Origin of the sequence: Rhodococcus sp. AQ5-07, assembly GCF_009707305.1 — a bacterium.
Lineage (GTDB): Bacteria > Actinomycetota > Actinomycetes > Mycobacteriales > Mycobacteriaceae > Rhodococcus_F > Rhodococcus_F erythropolis.
The window spans coordinates 3,728,976-3,744,364 of the sequence record NZ_CP046099.1 but is presented as its reverse complement, the minus strand read 5'-3'; the positions used below and the strand labels follow the sequence as shown (position 1 = coordinate 3,744,364).

Genomic DNA, 15,389 nt, shown 5'->3' with positions numbered 1-15,389 from the left:
CTCAGTTCTCCCGAATTGTGGATCGTGGGTCGATGAGAGCGAGCACCACGTCGACGATGAAATTGATGAGAAGGACGATGGCGCCGTAGATCACGACCAGTGTCTGGGCGAGCGGGTAGTCCTTCTCGGTGATGGATTTGACCAGCGCCATGCCCATACCGGGCCAGGCGAAGATGCTCTCGATGAGCACGGTGCCGGCAATCAGACCACCCAGGAGGAGTCCGGCGAGCGTCAGCGTCGACGTCATGAGGTTGGGCATTGCATGACGGAAGTAGATTCTTGCCACGGGCATTCGCTTGGCGCGCGCCGTACGGATGTAGTCCATGTCCAACACACCGAGTGCCTCTGCACGGACGATGCGCGACATCGAGGCGATGGCACCGATCGACATGGCCGCGACCGGGAGGATGTAGCTTTCCGGTCCACCTCGGCCGGCGACGGGCAGTACCGGGAACGTGACGGCAAAGAGGTAGACCAGCGCCGTACCGAACATGAACTCGGGGATCACGGCGATAGTGCCTGACGTTGCGGTGTAACCGATCTCGACTCCGCGTCGTCGACCGTTGCGGGTCAGTGCAGCGAAGATGAGGCCGATCGGAATGCCCAGTAGCAGCACCGTGACGACTGTGAGTACAGCCAGTTCGAGTGTTGCAGGGAGGCGGGACGCGATCACCTCGAAGACCGGAGTCCTCAAGGTGATCGAGTCACCGGGATTCCCACTCAGCAACCCGCCGACGAATCGGAAGTACTGCTGCCACAAGGGAAGGTCGTAACCGAGCTGAGACCTCGTTGTCTCGACCAGTTCGACCGGTGCGTTCATTCCCAGAGCCAACCGAACCGGGTCGCCCGGAATCAGTTGGAGCATCAGGAACGCCGCAGTCACCAGCGCCCAGAGTGAAATCACGAAGGTGCCGAAACGACGCAGAAGATATGCGGGCCAGCTGTCGGACTCGAGCCACTTTGCTCGAGCCTGAGGCGCCGCTTCTGGTTTCGCGGCTTCAATAGTTTGACTCATGGGCTGTCTTTCCGGAGGGCGGGATGCTGGGGCGGGAAGATCTTCAGTGCGGGATGCTGCCTACTGGTACAGACGCAACGCAGAACCGGTGTAGGACTTACCGAATGCGAGTCCGGCCTTGTTGAAGTACACGTTCATGACGGAATCTGCGAAGGGCACGGCCGAGATCGTCTTGGTGATCTCCGACTCGGCGTCGGCCCAGGCGTCACAAGCGTCGCTACCGGTCAGACCGGAAGCCTTGGTGGCTGCTGCTTCGTAGGCGGGGTTGCTGATCGACGCGAAGTTCTTGCCTGCTGCGGGAACCGGCCCGGCGAAGTACGCGGCGAAGGTGCTGGGGAGCGGAGTGTTGATCTGGACCCAGGCGATGTCCCAGGCAGTGTTGTCCTTACCGCTGAGGATGACGTCGATGATCTTGTTCGAGTCGCCCCCGGTCACCTCGACGTTTGCACCGAGTTCGGACCACGCCGACTGAGCGAGTTCTGCTGCTGCATTGCGCGGATCGTCGGTGCCGTCGTACACGAGGCGAAGGTTCAGCGGCTTTCCGTCCTTGCTTCGCTTGCCGTCAGAACCGGCGGTCCAACCCGCAGCGTCCAGTGTTGCCTTTGCAGCTGTGAGGTCGAAGTCCGGAATGTTGCCTGCGACAGAGTCGTAGACACAGGCGCGCGGTTCGACGCCGACGAGACTGGTGGCCCGGACACCGCGCCCTGCAGTGATGACCTGGGTGAGGTCGTCGAGATTGACTGCTTGGATCAGTGCCTTACGCACTGCGGGATCACTGGTGGGATTGCTCGCGATCTGATTGAAGTACATCTGACCGGCGGGATTCGGCCTCAGGACTGAGTCCAGGTTGGCGGCGTCGACGCGGTCCTTGTCCGGCCCGGCGATCGGGGCGGCATTGAGCTCACCCGAGAGAAGCTGATTTGCGGCGGTGCTGACATTGGGTGCCATGGCGGCGACGACGGTCTTGGGGACACCGGGGGTGTCGGAGGTGGTTCCGTCCGGGCCCCAGTTGTAACCCTCACGACGCTGGAACGTGTAGTGGTCGTTGGGGACAACTTCGGTGAGTTCGAACATGCCGGTACCGAGAGACTTCTTGTTCGAAGCGGTCGGGTCCTTGAGCCCGGCGTCACACATGATCGCCAGACGGGCGCCGACGTTCAGAAGAAGGAACGGGCTCGGCGCCGCAGTGGTCACCGTGACAATGCGCGTTGCCGGATCGGCGGTTGCAGTCGCGCCAGTCGGCACGGTCTGGCCGCGCAACTGTGAACCGTTGTCCGGGTTGGCCACGAAATTGATGTTGTCGGCAACGGTCTGCGGGGTCAGTGTTGATCCGTCGGTACAGGTCACACCTTCGCGGATGGTGAAGGACGCCGAGGTAGGGGTCTCCTCCCACTTCTCTGCCAACCACGGTTTGATTTCACTGGTATCGGGGTCCTGGTAGATCAGGTAGTCGTACGCTAACTTCGACATCTCGCCAGTTGCCGAGGACGCCGCCATGATCGGGTTGAGTGCGCCCGGATCGGCCTGCATCGCGAACCGGAAGGTCCCGTCCGTGGCCGGTTCACCGCCACTGGCGCCCGAGGACGTGCCTCCCGAGCCACAAGCAGACAACACAAGCGTGAGCCCTGCGGCTGCCGCAAGTGTTGGATAGGAGCGGTGTTTCATGGTGCCTCCGGGATGGAGCTGGGGCCCGAGCGAAAAACGTGAGGGCGCGATTGAGTGTTGACTGCTAAATCTTGGCGCATGACGTGACGCGCATCTCTGTCGATCCTCACGAAAATCGAGTCGATTTTCGTCCGCTCCCACGAAAACCGCCTGGATCGGTGAATACCTGTCCGTATACCGACAGCGACCTGCGAAACACGACGATTTCCCCGGTCGCTACCGGCGGTCTACTGGTACAGGCGCAGGGCTGAACCGATGAAATTGCGGCCGAATGCAAGACCCGCATTGTTGAAGTAGAGAGTCGTGATCTTGTCGGCAAAAGGTACCGCCGAGTTTGCTTTGATGATCTCGGACTCAGCGTCTGCCCAAGCGGCACAAGCGTCCTCGCCCGTCAGCCCGGAAGCCTTGGTGACGGCTGCGTCGTAGGCAGGGTTGGAGATCGACGCAAAATTCATTCCCGCAGCGGGCACAGGACCGGAGAGGAAGGGGACCAGCATGCTGGGCAGCGCGACGTTGATCGGCTCCCACACAACATCCCACGCCGTGTTGTCCTTGCCGCTGAGTGCTACATCGAGAATCTTGTTCGAGTCGCCGCTGGTGAGTTCAATGGTGGCGCCCAGGTCGTTCCACGCGTTGACCGCGACGTCGGCGGCAGCATCGGTCGCGTCACCGAACGTCTCGTAGACCATCCGAATTCGGAGCGGTGTGCCGTCCTTGCTGCGCTTACCGTCCGCGCCGACCTTCCAGCCCGCAGACTCGAGAGTTGCTGCGGCTGCACTGGTGTCGAATTCCGGCAGGTTTCCGGCGACAGAGTCGTAGATGCAGGCCCGCGGTTCGATGGACACCATCGTGGTCGATCTGGTTCCGCGACCGGCCGTGAAGATCTCGGCGAGGTCGTCGAGATTGAGAGCCTGGACCAGAGCCTTGCGGACGGCAGGATCGCTCGTCGGATTGCCGGGACTGTGGTTGAAGAACATCTCGCCCGCCGGAGCGGGCTGCTTGACGGTATCCAGGTTCGCGGCGTTCATGCGATCCTGGTCGGGGCCCGAAACTGCTGCGGCATTCAGATCACCGGACAACACCTGGTTGGCCGCTGTGCTGTTGTTCGTGATGATGGACGCGACGACATTCTTGGGTACTCCGGCCGTATCCGAGGTGGTGCCGTCCGGTCCCCAGTTGTAGCCGTCGCGCCGAACGTAGGAGTAATGATCGTTCGCGACTGCCTCTGTCATCTGGAACATGCCCGACCCGAAGGTCGTCTTGTTTGCCGCCGTCGGATCCTTCAACCCGGCCTCGCACATGATCGGTATTCGCGCCAGGTTGAGAAGCAGGAACGGAGAGGGCTCCGGAGTCGTGACCGTCACTGTCCGTGTCGCCGGGTCGGCGGTGGCGCTCGCAGTTGCCGGTGCGTACACCCCGCGGAGAGCAGATTTGTTTGCTGCATTGGTGATGAAGTTGACGTTGTCGGCGACAGTCTGGGCAGTCAGAGCGGATCCGTCGGTACAGGTGACGCCGTCGCGAATGGTGAAGGACGCGGAAGTGGTTGTCTCTTCCCATTTCTCGGCGAGCCATGGCTTGGTGACACCGGTATCGGGATCCGGGTGGAGCAGATAGTCGTAGCTCAGACGCGCCAGCTGGTGCGCCGGCGATGCGGCCGTCATCAGCGGATTCAGAGCGCCGGGGTCGGCCACGAGAGCCAATTTGAAGGTGCCGTCCGTGACGGGTTCACCCCCGCCCGAACCCGAACCCGACGAGCCACCCGATGAGCACGCGGTCAGGGCAAGAACGGTGCCAGTTGCCGCAGCCAGCAGTGCGTAGGACCGTTGTTTCATGGTGCCTCCGGAAGGTGTAGTCCCGCCCGAGTGACGCGAGGTCTGTCGGGTCAGGAGCAAAAAACGATTGCTTGAATCCTCACCCAACAAAAGGAGGAGAACATCGTCCGGATTTACGAATGTTTCGTGAGACTTGGTAGATCGCTACAACGCTGTCGGATAGAAGAGACGAAGCTGGAGCATCAGGCTGAATCGAGTTTCCGGATCATCGAGATCGATTCCGGCAATCCCGGCAAGTTTCTTGAGGCGGTACCGAAACGTGTTGACGTGGATGTGAACCAACGACGCAGCCGCCGGAATGTCGCCGAACGTGTCGAGCCAGGCTCGAAGGGTGTCCACGAGGTTGATGTCGTGAGTGCGGTCGTACTCACGCAGTACCGCGAGCGGACCCGACGCGGTCTCGTTCTCGTCCGCCAGAGCGTCGGAGAGGCGCAGAAGTAGGGAATTGATCTGCACGTCGTCGGCGCGCGCGACGGTCCGGCCCGAGGAATTCCACGTCGACCTCAGAACGCGAAGCGCTCGGTCGGCTTCGTCGCGTGACTTCTCCAGCGTCATCACGTCGGCCACTGTCGCACCGATTCCGATGACCACCGACTTTTCCGAACGGGAACGGTCTGCGAACTCCGACGCGATCCTACGCACGTAGTCGTCGTCGGTCTGGTGCCGGGTGTGTGGGATGACGGCGTAGACGGTGCCGCCGATCGCTGCCGCCACCGACAACGGAAATACTTGGTCGAGATAGGTATTGAGTGTCAGGGCCAGTTGATCGACGTCGGCTTCGGCCTCCAACGATGCGCCGGCGCCGCTACGGAAGCCGGCCGCAAGTACGTTTGCTTTCGAGCGGCCGTAGCCCAGTCTCTCGGCCGCTTCCTTGGCCGAAGTGCCGCCACTCAGTAGCGTGATCACCTCGCCCAACCTCAGCCGTCGTGCGGAATCGGCGGCCAGCTTGGCGCGAAGCAAACTCATCGCGGCTACGCCCGCCGCCTCGACGAGCGTTTTGACCTGCAATTCGTTCGGCTCCTCGTCCAAGATCACCCAGATCGAACCGAGGATCTGGGATGCCGCATGTATTCGCATGCCGACCCGGGGCCTGATGCCCGGCCCGATACCCGGTAGAAATACCGGCAGGGTAGAGCCGTAGATCTTGTTGAAGTACCCCATTGACCTGAGCCGGTCGGAATAGTGCTGCGGCACTTGATGTCCGAGGACGCTCTGCTTACGTGCCTCGTCACCGAAGGCTTGATCCGCCGAAAACGCGAGGATCCGGCTCGACTGATTCTCGATGGTGACCGGGCCGTTCAATACCTGAGCGATCGAGTTGGCAAGATCGAACAGGTCGGCGTCGGCGGCGGACGTGCGGTCCCCGTTGTTGCCGGATTCGAGGATCTCGTTGATCAGCGACGCACTTTGCAGCCAGCTTGCATCCTTGACCATTCCAAGTAGTGCGATATCGGCTTCGGCGACCGCCCGTGCGACGCTTTCGTCGACGGCCAATGGCTCCCTGACGATCAGCGCGACGGCTCCGGCCGAACCGTATTCTTTTACTGCAGTGGCAATGTCGGCCGACTCGGCCAGTCCTGCGCCGAGCACGACGGCGCCCGCACTGCCTTGCGTGACTCCGGACCCTTCGTGCAGGGTCACTCGGCTGACAGTGCGGGCGTCGTCGACGGTGTCGCCTCCGCTGAGGAACGTCATTCCCAGTCTGTCGACGATGTCGACGATCGAAACTCCCGTTGGTGTGGTCACCACCACACCTTAGGGGGAGCAGGATCGATCAGTCGGCTGGTTGCCCAGCTCAGTTGGCCGGCTGCTCGGCTACAGCTTTCTCGACGAACCGGCGGGTCTGATCGAACGCCGCGGGCACCTGGACGGAATTGGTCATGTCACTGATCTCGGACCACCGTTCGGCGACGACCTCAGGGGAGAGTGCGCCTTCGGGGATGTACACGCCCTGCGACTCTTCCATGCGAGCGATCGCGAAGACACCGGCACCGGCGCTGAGGATGGTCTTGGTCGGTGCGTCATCGGAGACCATGAACAGTGCGCCAGGTGAAATCGATTCGGGTGCAAGCAGAGCGAGAGTCTTCTCGTCGAGGAGGTCTTCGGTCATGCGGGTCGCGGCGGTCGGGGCCAGCGAGTTGACGCGGATGCCCTTGCGTTCGCCCTCGATGGCGAGAACGTTCATCAGGCCGACGACGCCGGACTTCGCGGCGCCGTAGTTTGCCTGGCCGAAGTTGCCGTAAATTCCCGATGCCGACGTAGTCATGAGGATGCGTCCGTAGTTCTGTTCGACCATGTGCGGCCAGACTGCCTTGGAACAGATGACGGAACCGATCAGATGCACGTCGATGACTTTGCGGAAGTCGTCGAGCTCGGCCTTGATGAAGGACTTGTCGCGCAGGATTCCGGCGTTGTTGATCAGGATGTCCACGCGGCCCCACTTGTCCACGGCCGTCGCGACCATGGCGGCGACGGCGTCGACGTCGGTGATGTCGCAGTGGTCCGCGATGGCCTCGCCACCCAGCTCGACGATTTCCGCCACTACCTTCGCTGCTGCGGTATCAGCGCCGCCACTGCCGTTGACCGAGCCACCCATGTCGTTGACGACGACGCGTGCGCCGCGTGCGGCGAGGGCCAATGCATGTGAACGGCCGAGTCCGCCGCCTGCGCCTGTGATGATCGCTACCTTGCCGGAAAAATCCAACGACATTGGAAAACCTCTCTGATCTGGGATACTACTCAGTATTACTATGCGATAGCGTGGAAACAGTCAAGGGCCGGCAGGCAGTGCGAATGGGAGTGGAAGTCGAATGAGTAGTGATCTTCCGGACGTGCGATCCGCGATCATCACCAGCGCCGCCGACGCCTTTGCCGAAGACGGTTACGCGGCCACGACCATGGATTTGCTGGCCGATCGAATCGGGGCCACCAAAGGTCTTGTCTACTACCACTTTCGTTCGAAGTTCGACATCTACCTGGCAATCTACGAGCGCGGGATGAGCCTGCTCCGCGCCGAGGTCGAGTCTCGGATCGACGGGGCAGACAGCGGCCTCGCGCGTCTCGAAGCGATGTCGCACGCCCACCTGGTCAATCTCATGACACATCTCGGGTACCACCACACGATCCACCAAGGTGTCCGGGGCCAGATGAACTCCGCGCTCAAGCCGAGGCAACAGCAAGTCCTCGTGGAACTGAATTCGCTGCGACTCGACTACGAGAATCTGTTCGTCGACGTGATGACCGAAGGTGTCGCGGATGGTTCCATTCGTGCGAGCTCGCCGCGAATGGCGGCAAAAGTACTCCTCAGCAGTCTCAACGGCATCGACCTCTGGTACCGAAGGCGTGAAGGGCAGACTTTGGCGGAGACGGAGTCGTTGGCGGACCAGATCGTCGAACTCTTGATCGGCGGATTGCGCGCTGCGAACTGACTGAAAGCTGCATTCGTCGAGCGGGTTTCCTCCGACCGGTTCGTGCTGTCCTGCGGCTTGTCGTTCGGTTTGTCCCGCTCTGACAGTCGGGGTAGCATGTTGGCGTCGTGCGCGGACTTGCGTAGGAATTCAGGGAAGAGGAGGTGTGGCTGTAATGCGTGGCCAACCTCCGAGTACCAACTGAAGCTGTAGCCGCCCGGGTTGTTCCGGTATTTTGCTGCAGCTTCATCGTGTGTTCATCGGCTTCGGCTTTGCTGTGAAGCAAGCGTCGTCGTTCACTCTTCCCTCGAAAGCTGTTCAGCATGCGCGAATTTCGTCGTTCACGTTCGGTACTGCCACGTCGTTCCGCGGGTCTCGGTGACTCACATCCCGGGCACTCGCGTGCCGCACGCACCGTCGTCAAGGCTGCCCCGCCCGAGGCGGTGGCGCCCGTCGAATCGACCGTCGTCAACAGTGGCGTGTACCGCGACGGCGAGCGGATAGCGTCGCCGTCCACGCTGGCGGAAGCGCTGTCATGCCTTCCGGATTCGCAGTCGATGGCGTGGATCGGCATGTACCGGCCCGACGACGCCCAGTTGTATGCCGCTGCACAACATTTCGACCTCCACGAACTGGCGGTCGAGGATGCGATTGTCGCGCACCAGCGTCCCAAGCTCGAGCGCTACGGCAAGACACTGTTCGTGGTCCTGCGTGCTGCGCGGTACCGCGACGAGACCGAGCGGGTCGAATTCGGCGAGTTGCACATCTTCTGTGGTCCGAACTTCATTCTGACCGTCCGTCACAGTGAATCGCCGGATCTCTCGGCGGTGCGGACTCGCATGGAGAACGATCCTGACCTGTTGCGGTTGGGTACCGAGGCCGTTCTCTACGCCATTCTCGACGCAGTCGTCGACGGGTACGCCCCGGTGGTGGCCGGCCTGCAGAACGACATCGACGAGATCGAAACCGAAGTGTTCAGTGGCGATCCCGGAGTTTCGCGTCGCATCTACGAACTGACCCGTGAGGTGATCGAATTCCAGCGGGCGACGCGTCCGCTGCTGGGAATGCTGCGTGGGTTGTCGGCGGGGTTCGACAAGTACCACACGGACGAGGAACTCCAGCGTTACCTCCGCGACGTCACCGACCATGCGACGACTGTGGTGGAGCGGGCCGACGGCTTTCGTCAGTTGCTCGGAAACATCCTCACGGTGAACGCAACTCTGGTGTCGCAGAACCAGAACGAGGAGATGCGCAATCTGACGCAGGCGAGCTACGCGCAGAACGAGGAGATCAAGAAGGTCTCGGCGTGGGCGGCAATTCTCTTCGCGCCGACGCTTATCGGAACCGTGTACGGAATGAACTTCGACGACATGCCGGAACTGCACTGGCACTTGGGCTATCCGTTTGCGCTCTCGATGATGTTCTTGACGTGTGGAAGTCTCTACACGATCTTCAAACGTCGGGGCTGGTTGTAGAAAGCGCTGGTTGTAGAAGGCACTGGCTGTAGAAAGCGCTGTGCGCCTTGCCAACCGAGATCGGTTGGCAAGGCGCACAGGTGTTTTTCGGGAGGGCGCTCGAATCAGAGCGTTGCGACGCAGACCGTGAACTTACGTTCCGGGTGCTCGAATCCCGAGTCTGCCCCCGAACCGCATTCGTCGATCGACGTGGAGTTCTGCAGGATTTCGACGACCTCGACTACATTGGTGCCGCTGGTATCCGAGCATTCGATGCGGGCGGGCTCGTCCATTCCGCTGCCGAGGTCCATGCATCCGCCGACTACCCAGTCGACGTCGAGACAGACAGCGCCCTGCTCGTCACCCGCGAGGGTCTCGTAGTAGTACGAGTCGACATCGGAGGCACACTGATCAGAGGTGGGAACCTTGGCGACCACCTTGTAGTTGGAATCCTTGCTACCGCAGTCCGCGTTGTCGATTTCCGCGGCCGTCGTGGTACCGCCGAGCTTGACGCAATCACCGATCGACACGTCGATGTCGACGTCGCCGCCGTCGTCCGAACCCTCCTGGCCGGTGATCTTCGAGGTGGTCGGGGCTGCGGACGTAGTGGTCGAATCGGCAACCGAGGAAGATGATTCCGCAATGGCTTTCGGCTCGATGTCGGAACCGCAACCGACGGTGAAGGCGGCGATTGCAGAAGTTGCGATCACCGCAGTGCAAAGTCGCCGGACGATTCCGGACATAAGGACCCCTTTGTTGATTCTTGGATAATTCTGTTGGTTCGTAGATTGTTCGGGACCTATTCCAATACATCGGTAGTCGAATTGCCAACCGGACTGTCAGTATGGGTAGGTGGAGCTACCCCTGATGCCGCCGCTTGCCCCGATGCTCGCGAAGGCTGCGGCCACTGTGCCGCCTCAGCCCGAGTCCGGTGACCCGACGTGGTCGTACGAGCCGAAATGGGACGGATTTCGAGCAATCATCTTTCGTGACGGTGACGAAGTGGTGCTCGGGTCGCGAGGAGGAAAGGACTTGGCGCGGTACTTTCCCGAGGCGGTGGAAGCCGTCAAGTCTGAATTGCCCGAAAAATGTGTGGTGGACGGAGAACTGGTGGTTCCCCGTGAGATCGACGGTGTGACGCGCCTGAGTTGGGAAGCGCTCTCCGAGCGGATTCACCCCGCCGCGAGCCGCGTCGCATTGTTGTCGGAACAGACGCCCGCGCAATTTGTCGGGTTCGATTTACTGGCGCTCGGGGATCGCGACGTCTCGATCGAGGACTTCGGTGTGCGACGTGCGTTGCTCCTCGATTGCGTCGGTGGCGGGCCGAGTTGCCACGTCACGGCAGCGACGGCCGACAGCGCCGAAGCAATGGCCTGGTTCGAAACCTTCGAAGGCGCGGGCCTCGATGGGGTTGTCGCCAAGAAGCTGGCGGGACCGTACCTGCCGAACAAACGCGAGATGATCAAGGTGAAACACGCCAGGACCGCGGATGTCGTACTGCTGGGCTACCGTCCACACAAGAGCCAGCCGGGTATCGGGTCGATGCTTCTGGGTCTGTTCGACGGTTCCGAATTGAAGATGATCGGTGGCGCTTCGGCTTTCACCGCGGCGCGGCGGATCGAGTTGTTGGCCGAACTCGAACCTTTGCGCCTCGGGGACGACGTTGTGGCAGAGGGAGAGGCCAGCCGGTGGAGATCGGCCGCAGACCGCTCCTGGATTCCGCTTCGTCCTGAGCGGGTGCTGGAAGTGGCGTACGACCAGATGGAAGGGGAACGCTTTCGGCACGCCGCACGGTTCCTGCGCTGGCGTCCGGACAGGGTGCCCGACGAATGCACTTTCGATCAGTTGGAGGTTCCGGTGCGATACGACTTCGCGGATGTTCTTGCAGGTGGTAAGTGATGGCGAGTCCCGCAGAGGAACTGGACGTCGACGGGATCGCGGTCCGGTTGTCGAGCCCGGACAAGATCTACTATCCGCAGTTGGGTGAGGACGGCGGAACCAAACGGCATCTTGTCGAGTACTACCGAACGGTGGCGCTGCAGGGTGCAGCGTTGCGGGCGCTCCAAGATCGGCCAACGCATCTTCAGCGATTCCCCGACGGCATCGAGGGCGAAGAGGTTTACCAGAAGCGGCTGCCGGCAAAGCGGCCCGAGCACGTCGAATCCTGCGAGGTCACGTTCCCGTCGGGTCGCAAGGCTGACGTCCTTCGAGTGCGAAGTGCTGCGAACATCGTGTGGGCCGCCAATCTCGGGACTGTCACGTTTCATCCCTGGGCCGTGCGGTGCCCGGACACCGACCACCCCGACGAACTCCGCATCGATCTCGATCCGCAACCGGGGACCGGGTTCGACGAGGCCGTTGCCATCGCGGACGAGGTCCTTCGCCCTCTGCTCGCCGAGTTGGGATTGGAAGGATTTCCCAAGACGTCCGGTGGCCGAGGCCTTCACGTCTACATCCCGCTCGAGGCGCGCTGGGATTTTGTCGAGGTCCGCCACGCGGGTATCGCCCTCGCCCGTGAAGTCGAACGGCGTAGTGCCGATCGCGCCACAACCGCGTGGTGGAAGGAAGAGCGGGGTGAACGGATCTTCATCGACTTCAATCAGAATGCCCGAGACCGGACGATCGCGGCGGCGTATTCGGCTCGTAAGACGCCGATCGCAACTGTGTCCACGCCGGTGACCTGGGACGAACTGCGGGACGTGCATCCAGACGACTGCACCATCGCCACGGTTCCCGGCTTGCTCGCCGATCGTGGTGATCCGATGGAAGCGATGCACGACAAGGCCTTTGCCCTCGACGTTCTGTTGGAGATGTGGGAGAAGGATCTGGTGGCGGGACTTGGCGATCTGCCGTACCCGCCGAACTATCCCAAAATGCCCGGTGAACCCAAACGAGTTCAACCGAGCAAGGACCGCGATCGGAAGAACAAAGACGGGTAGCGTCAGAGGCGGACATATCGGGTAATTCGATTAGACGTCGAATGTACGGTCACGTCGAATGCACTGTGGGGGTTGGATATGGATCGCCGGAAAATGCGAGCAGCAGGCTTAGCGGCGGGTGGCGTGATTCTTGCCGCCTTCGGATTGTCACTCGGTAGCGGAACAGCGTCGGCCGCGACGTTGGATTGTTCGGCGCGCGGCCAAGATCAGACGATCGTCGACGGGTCATCCGCATGCCGAGCGGTGGCAGATCCCTCCAGTTACGCGATTTCACACGTGGAGGGCGATGGCGTCGGCGTCGCCGATTCGCGAGACGGTGGCCGGTCGGCGGGCGTCGGACTCTTCGGCGGCGTTGCTGCAGCGGAGTCGCGCGGTGGGCTGCTTGCCGCCGTTGCGTACGGCCCGGGTTCGCTCGCACTCGGTCGCACAGACTCCTCACCCTTTGCCGTGGTGCTCAGCGGACCTGGCGGCAGAGCGGCGGTGGGTGACGCGGACGTCGGGGCGATCTGCTCGGGTGGTCCCACCCTTGTTTTCAACCTTGCCACAGGTCAGGGATGTGTCAGCGACGGCACTTCGACGTGGGTCACCCCGTGAGTGCACCCCGGTCCTGAGCCTCTTGCGTGACAGTGGTCACAATGGTGTCAAGCTCCTGCCACCGATCCGGTGACCGGACAACTTGAATCAGCGGGGATCGGAGGACGCGATGGCTCCCAATGCACGACGGGGTTCGCTCGCCCGGGTGGAGGTGCCTTCGCGCACCGAGCTGTATGTGGACCGGCGATTCCTTCCCTTGGCCGACCGCTTCTTCGCGATGTATCGCCAACCGCAACAAGGCGGCGGCGCGCTGGTCGTGTACCTGGGCGGCGAGAAAGTTCTCGACATCTGGGCCGGCAATGCCGACCGCGACAGGCGCTGGGACCACGACACGGTGTCGCTTTCCTTCTCGACCGGCAAGGGCGTGGCCAGCACCGTCGTTCATCGACTCGCCGAACGCGGGCTGATCGACTACGACGCTCCGGTTGCTCAGTACTGGCCCGAATTCTCAGGGGCCGGCAAGGACAAGATCACCGTCCGGGAACTGATGTCACATCGCGCGGGCCTTCACCGCGTTCGCGGCCTGATGCCGCATCCCCTCGACCTGATGGACTACGACGCGGTCGTTGCCGCCCTGGCTGCCGAGAAGCCGGATCCGCGTCGGCTTCGAGGCCCCGGCTATCACGCTGTGACCTACGGCTGGTTGGTAGCCGAACTTGTGGCCAGGGTGTCCGGTCAGCCGTTCATCGACGTCGTACAAGCGGAGATAGCGAAGCCCCTCGGAGTCGACGAATTCTGGTACCGCGTACCCGAAACCGAGCGCCCACGGATCGCGAAGCTGTTCCCACATATCAACCCTGCGGGCTTGAACTGGGCCTTCGCGTCTACCGTGCTCTCACACGTCGGTCCGACTCGCGGACTCGCGGAGGCCGCGATGCCGGACGGTTTCGACGTCATGGTGCGCAACCCGGCTGTCCACGACGCCGTCATGCCGGGCTGGAACGGAGTGTTCAGCGCGCGTGCTCTCGCGAAGATGTACGGCGCCATCGCGAACGGCGGCGTGATCGACGGGAAGCGGTTCCTGAAGGAATCGACCATCGACCAGATGTCGACCATCCAGACTCGCGATCGGGATTACGTGCTGGCGGTGCGGCCCAACTGGACTCTCGGTTACCACCCGCCGATCATTGCCGCGCGGCGGCAGCCGCGGAATGCGATAGGCCACTACGGAGTCGGCGGTTCAGGCGCGTATGCGGACCTGTCCAGCGGACTCTCGCTCGGTTTCACCACCAACAGGTTGGGTAGTGCTGTGACAGCTCTCGGTGATCTTCGCCTTGCGAGGCTCGGCGCCGAGGCGCAGGAGTTGGTTCGTCGAATCTGACACGAAGGGAATGCCATGAGCAGCAACGTGTACCGGGTGACCGAGATCGTCGGCTCGTCCACCGAGAGCAGTGACGCGGCAATTCGCACCGCCATCGCCCGGGCGAACGAGACGGTGCGCAACCTCGAATGGTTCGAGGTGGTGGAAACTCGCGGCCACATCGAGAACGGCGCCGTAGCGCATTTCCAGGTCACGTTGAAGGTCGGCTTCCGGCTCGACGGCGACGAATCCTGAACCGTTCTTCATGAGTGTTGATCTCGCGGCAGCCGTCGGGTTCATGGCGGGACATGCCAGGACTCTCGATCGGCATCGGCTGAATTTGATTCTTGGACAGGGTGACCGGGCCGCGGCTTGTGCGGCCGTGGACGGTTATCGCAACCCGGACGGTGGGTACGGCTGGGGACTCGAACCGGATCTTCGCTCGGCAACCAGCCAACCTGGCGGAGCGCTGCATGCCTTCGAAGCCTTTGCCGACATCGGAACGCCGACGCCCAGAGCGGTCGAACTGTGCGACTGGTTGCAGACCAATTCGCTGGCAGGCGGCGGTTTACCCTTCGCCTTCCCGATTGCCGACCCAGCCGGGTGTGCGCCCTTCTGGGTGAGCGCGGATCCGTCGGCGCCGTCGTTGCAGATCACCAGCATCGTGTGTGCTGCAGCGGCTCGCGTTGCCGAATTCGACGAGGCCGTCGCCGAACATCCGTGGTTCGCCTCTGCCGTTCGATATTGCCTCGACGCGATCGACGGGGCGGATTCTCTGCATGCCCTCGAGCTCGCCTTTGCCTTGCAGTTTCTCGACGCGGTTCACCGGAACAGTCCCGAAGCGTCGTCGTTGGTGAGCACTCTTGGTTCGCGTATCCCGGCTGACGGCTTGGTTCACGTGGACGGGGGAGCCGAGGGCGAATTCATGCGGCCCCTCGATTTCTCACCGCTTCCTGGCGGTCCGACCCGCGCGTTGTTCGATGCAGCGGTGATCGACTCCGAACTGTCCGCGCTCGCTGCACGGCAAAACGACGACGGCGGTTGGGCGGTGGATTTCGACAGCTATTCGCCCGCCGCGGCGTTGGAATGGCGAGGTCACGCCACCGTGCAGGCGGTATGGCTGCTGAAGCGCAATGGGGTGATCTGAAAACGATTCTCGCGCCAAATTGGAACACGTTATAGT

Annotated in this window: 14 protein-coding genes; 8 read left to right on the top strand and 6 right to left on the bottom strand. The window is 62.2% G+C overall.

Annotated features, from left to right (window positions below; translation table 11 throughout):
* Nucleotide 1: 1 nt before the first annotated feature.
* The 5 genes from GJB56_RS17300 to GJB56_RS17280 form a co-directional block, all read right to left on the bottom strand.
* Nucleotides 2–1,015, bottom strand: a complete 1,014-nt coding sequence (locus GJB56_RS17300) for an ABC transporter permease (RefSeq protein ID WP_019745232.1) — start codon at nucleotides 1,013–1,015, stop codon at nucleotides 2–4.
* 60 nt (nucleotides 1,016–1,075) lie between these two features.
* Nucleotides 1,076–2,680 carry an ABC transporter substrate-binding protein gene (locus tag GJB56_RS17295; protein WP_113682526.1) on the bottom strand — a complete coding sequence of 535 codons (1,605 nt, stop codon included), beginning with the start codon at nucleotides 2,678–2,680 and terminating at the stop codon, nucleotides 1,076–1,078.
* Nucleotides 2,681–2,907: 227 nt separating this feature from the next.
* Nucleotides 2,908–4,512: an ABC transporter substrate-binding protein gene (locus GJB56_RS17290; RefSeq protein WP_084324841.1), complete on the bottom strand. Its 1,605-nt coding sequence runs from the start codon at nucleotides 4,510–4,512 to the stop codon at nucleotides 2,908–2,910.
* 144 nt (nucleotides 4,513–4,656) lie between these two features.
* Nucleotides 4,657–6,258: a PucR family transcriptional regulator gene (locus GJB56_RS17285; protein ID WP_037120543.1), complete on the bottom strand. Its 1,602-nt coding sequence runs from the start codon at nucleotides 6,256–6,258 to the stop codon at nucleotides 4,657–4,659.
* A gap of 49 nt (nucleotides 6,259–6,307) precedes the next feature.
* Nucleotides 6,308–7,222, bottom strand: a complete 915-nt coding sequence (locus tag GJB56_RS17280) for an SDR family NAD(P)-dependent oxidoreductase (protein WP_113682525.1) — start codon at nucleotides 7,220–7,222, stop codon at nucleotides 6,308–6,310.
* Between the two features lie 100 nt (nucleotides 7,223–7,322).
* Between GJB56_RS17280 and GJB56_RS17275 the strand changes: the two genes are divergently transcribed.
* On the top strand, nucleotides 7,323–7,940 hold the full coding sequence (locus tag GJB56_RS17275) for a TetR/AcrR family transcriptional regulator (protein WP_020970727.1): 618 nt from the start codon (nucleotides 7,323–7,325) through the stop codon (nucleotides 7,938–7,940).
* Nucleotides 7,941–8,242: 302 nt separating this feature from the next.
* The gene (locus tag GJB56_RS17270) at nucleotides 8,243–9,394 is read left to right on the top strand and encodes a magnesium and cobalt transport protein CorA (protein WP_007731382.1); all 1,152 of its coding nucleotides are present in this window, start codon (nucleotides 8,243–8,245) and stop codon (nucleotides 9,392–9,394) included.
* Nucleotides 9,395–9,498: 104 nt separating this feature from the next.
* Here GJB56_RS17270 and lppU read toward each other — a convergent pair whose 3' ends face one another.
* On the bottom strand, nucleotides 9,499–10,116 hold the full coding sequence (gene lppU / locus GJB56_RS17265; protein ID WP_019745226.1) for an LppU family putative lipoprotein: 618 nt from the start codon (nucleotides 10,114–10,116) through the stop codon (nucleotides 9,499–9,501).
* 109 nt (nucleotides 10,117–10,225) lie between these two features.
* Between lppU and GJB56_RS17260 the strand changes: the two genes are divergently transcribed.
* The 6 genes from GJB56_RS17260 (at nucleotide 10,226) to GJB56_RS17235 (ending at nucleotide 15,353) form a co-directional block, all read left to right on the top strand.
* Nucleotides 10,226–11,272 (top strand): ATP-dependent DNA ligase, encoded by a 1,047-nt coding sequence (locus tag GJB56_RS17260; protein WP_019745225.1) that lies wholly within the window; start codon nucleotides 10,226–10,228, stop codon nucleotides 11,270–11,272.
* Nucleotides 11,272–12,312: a non-homologous end-joining DNA ligase gene (ligD, locus tag GJB56_RS17255; RefSeq protein WP_042952883.1), complete on the top strand. Its 1,041-nt coding sequence runs from the start codon at nucleotides 11,272–11,274 to the stop codon at nucleotides 12,310–12,312. The genes GJB56_RS17260 and ligD overlap by 1 nt, the downstream gene beginning before the upstream one ends.
* A gap of 93 nt (nucleotides 12,313–12,405) precedes the next feature.
* On the top strand, nucleotides 12,406–12,906 hold the full coding sequence (locus GJB56_RS17250; RefSeq protein WP_019745223.1) for a DUF6764 family protein: 501 nt from the start codon (nucleotides 12,406–12,408) through the stop codon (nucleotides 12,904–12,906).
* A 109-nt stretch (nucleotides 12,907–13,015) separates the two neighbouring features.
* Entirely contained in the window at nucleotides 13,016–14,227 is a 1,212-nt protein-coding gene (locus GJB56_RS17245) for a serine hydrolase domain-containing protein (RefSeq protein WP_047889667.1), read from the top strand.
* Between the two features lie 15 nt (nucleotides 14,228–14,242).
* Nucleotides 14,243–14,461: a dodecin gene (locus GJB56_RS17240; RefSeq protein ID WP_003939815.1), complete on the top strand. Its 219-nt coding sequence runs from the start codon at nucleotides 14,243–14,245 to the stop codon at nucleotides 14,459–14,461.
* Nucleotides 14,462–14,471: 10 nt separating this feature from the next.
* Entirely contained in the window at nucleotides 14,472–15,353 is an 882-nt protein-coding gene (locus GJB56_RS17235; RefSeq protein WP_113682524.1) for a hypothetical protein, read from the top strand.
* Nucleotides 15,354–15,389: the final 36 nt, after the last annotated feature.

What these genes read in the sequence shown, in the direction of transcription:
- GJB56_RS17300 (WP_019745232.1), bottom strand. Translation starts at nt 1,015, where the DNA reads ATGAGTCAAACTATTGAAGCCGCGAAACCAGAAGCGGCGCCTCAGGCT.
- GJB56_RS17295 (WP_113682526.1), bottom strand. Translation starts at nt 2,680, where the DNA reads ATGAAACACCGCTCCTATCCAACACTTGCGGCAGCCGCAGGGCTCACG.
- GJB56_RS17290 (WP_084324841.1), bottom strand. Translation starts at nt 4,512, where the DNA reads ATGAAACAACGGTCCTACGCACTGCTGGCTGCGGCAACTGGCACCGTT.
- GJB56_RS17280 (WP_113682525.1), bottom strand. Translation starts at nt 7,222, where the DNA reads ATGTCGTTGGATTTTTCCGGCAAGGTAGCGATCATCACAGGCGCAGGC.
- GJB56_RS17275 (WP_020970727.1), top strand. Translation starts at nt 7,323, where the DNA reads ATGAGTAGTGATCTTCCGGACGTGCGATCCGCGATCATCACCAGCGCC.
- GJB56_RS17270 (WP_007731382.1), top strand. Translation starts at nt 8,243, where the DNA reads ATGCGCGAATTTCGTCGTTCACGTTCGGTACTGCCACGTCGTTCCGCG.
- lppU (WP_019745226.1), bottom strand. Translation starts at nt 10,116, where the DNA reads ATGTCCGGAATCGTCCGGCGACTTTGCACTGCGGTGATCGCAACTTCT.
- ligD (WP_042952883.1), top strand. Translation starts at nt 11,272, where the DNA reads ATGGCGAGTCCCGCAGAGGAACTGGACGTCGACGGGATCGCGGTCCGG.
- GJB56_RS17250 (WP_019745223.1), top strand. Translation starts at nt 12,406, where the DNA reads ATGCGAGCAGCAGGCTTAGCGGCGGGTGGCGTGATTCTTGCCGCCTTC.
- GJB56_RS17245 (WP_047889667.1), top strand. Translation starts at nt 13,016, where the DNA reads ATGGCTCCCAATGCACGACGGGGTTCGCTCGCCCGGGTGGAGGTGCCT.
- GJB56_RS17240 (WP_003939815.1), top strand. Translation starts at nt 14,243, where the DNA reads ATGAGCAGCAACGTGTACCGGGTGACCGAGATCGTCGGCTCGTCCACC.
- GJB56_RS17235 (WP_113682524.1), top strand. Translation starts at nt 14,472, where the DNA reads ATGAGTGTTGATCTCGCGGCAGCCGTCGGGTTCATGGCGGGACATGCC.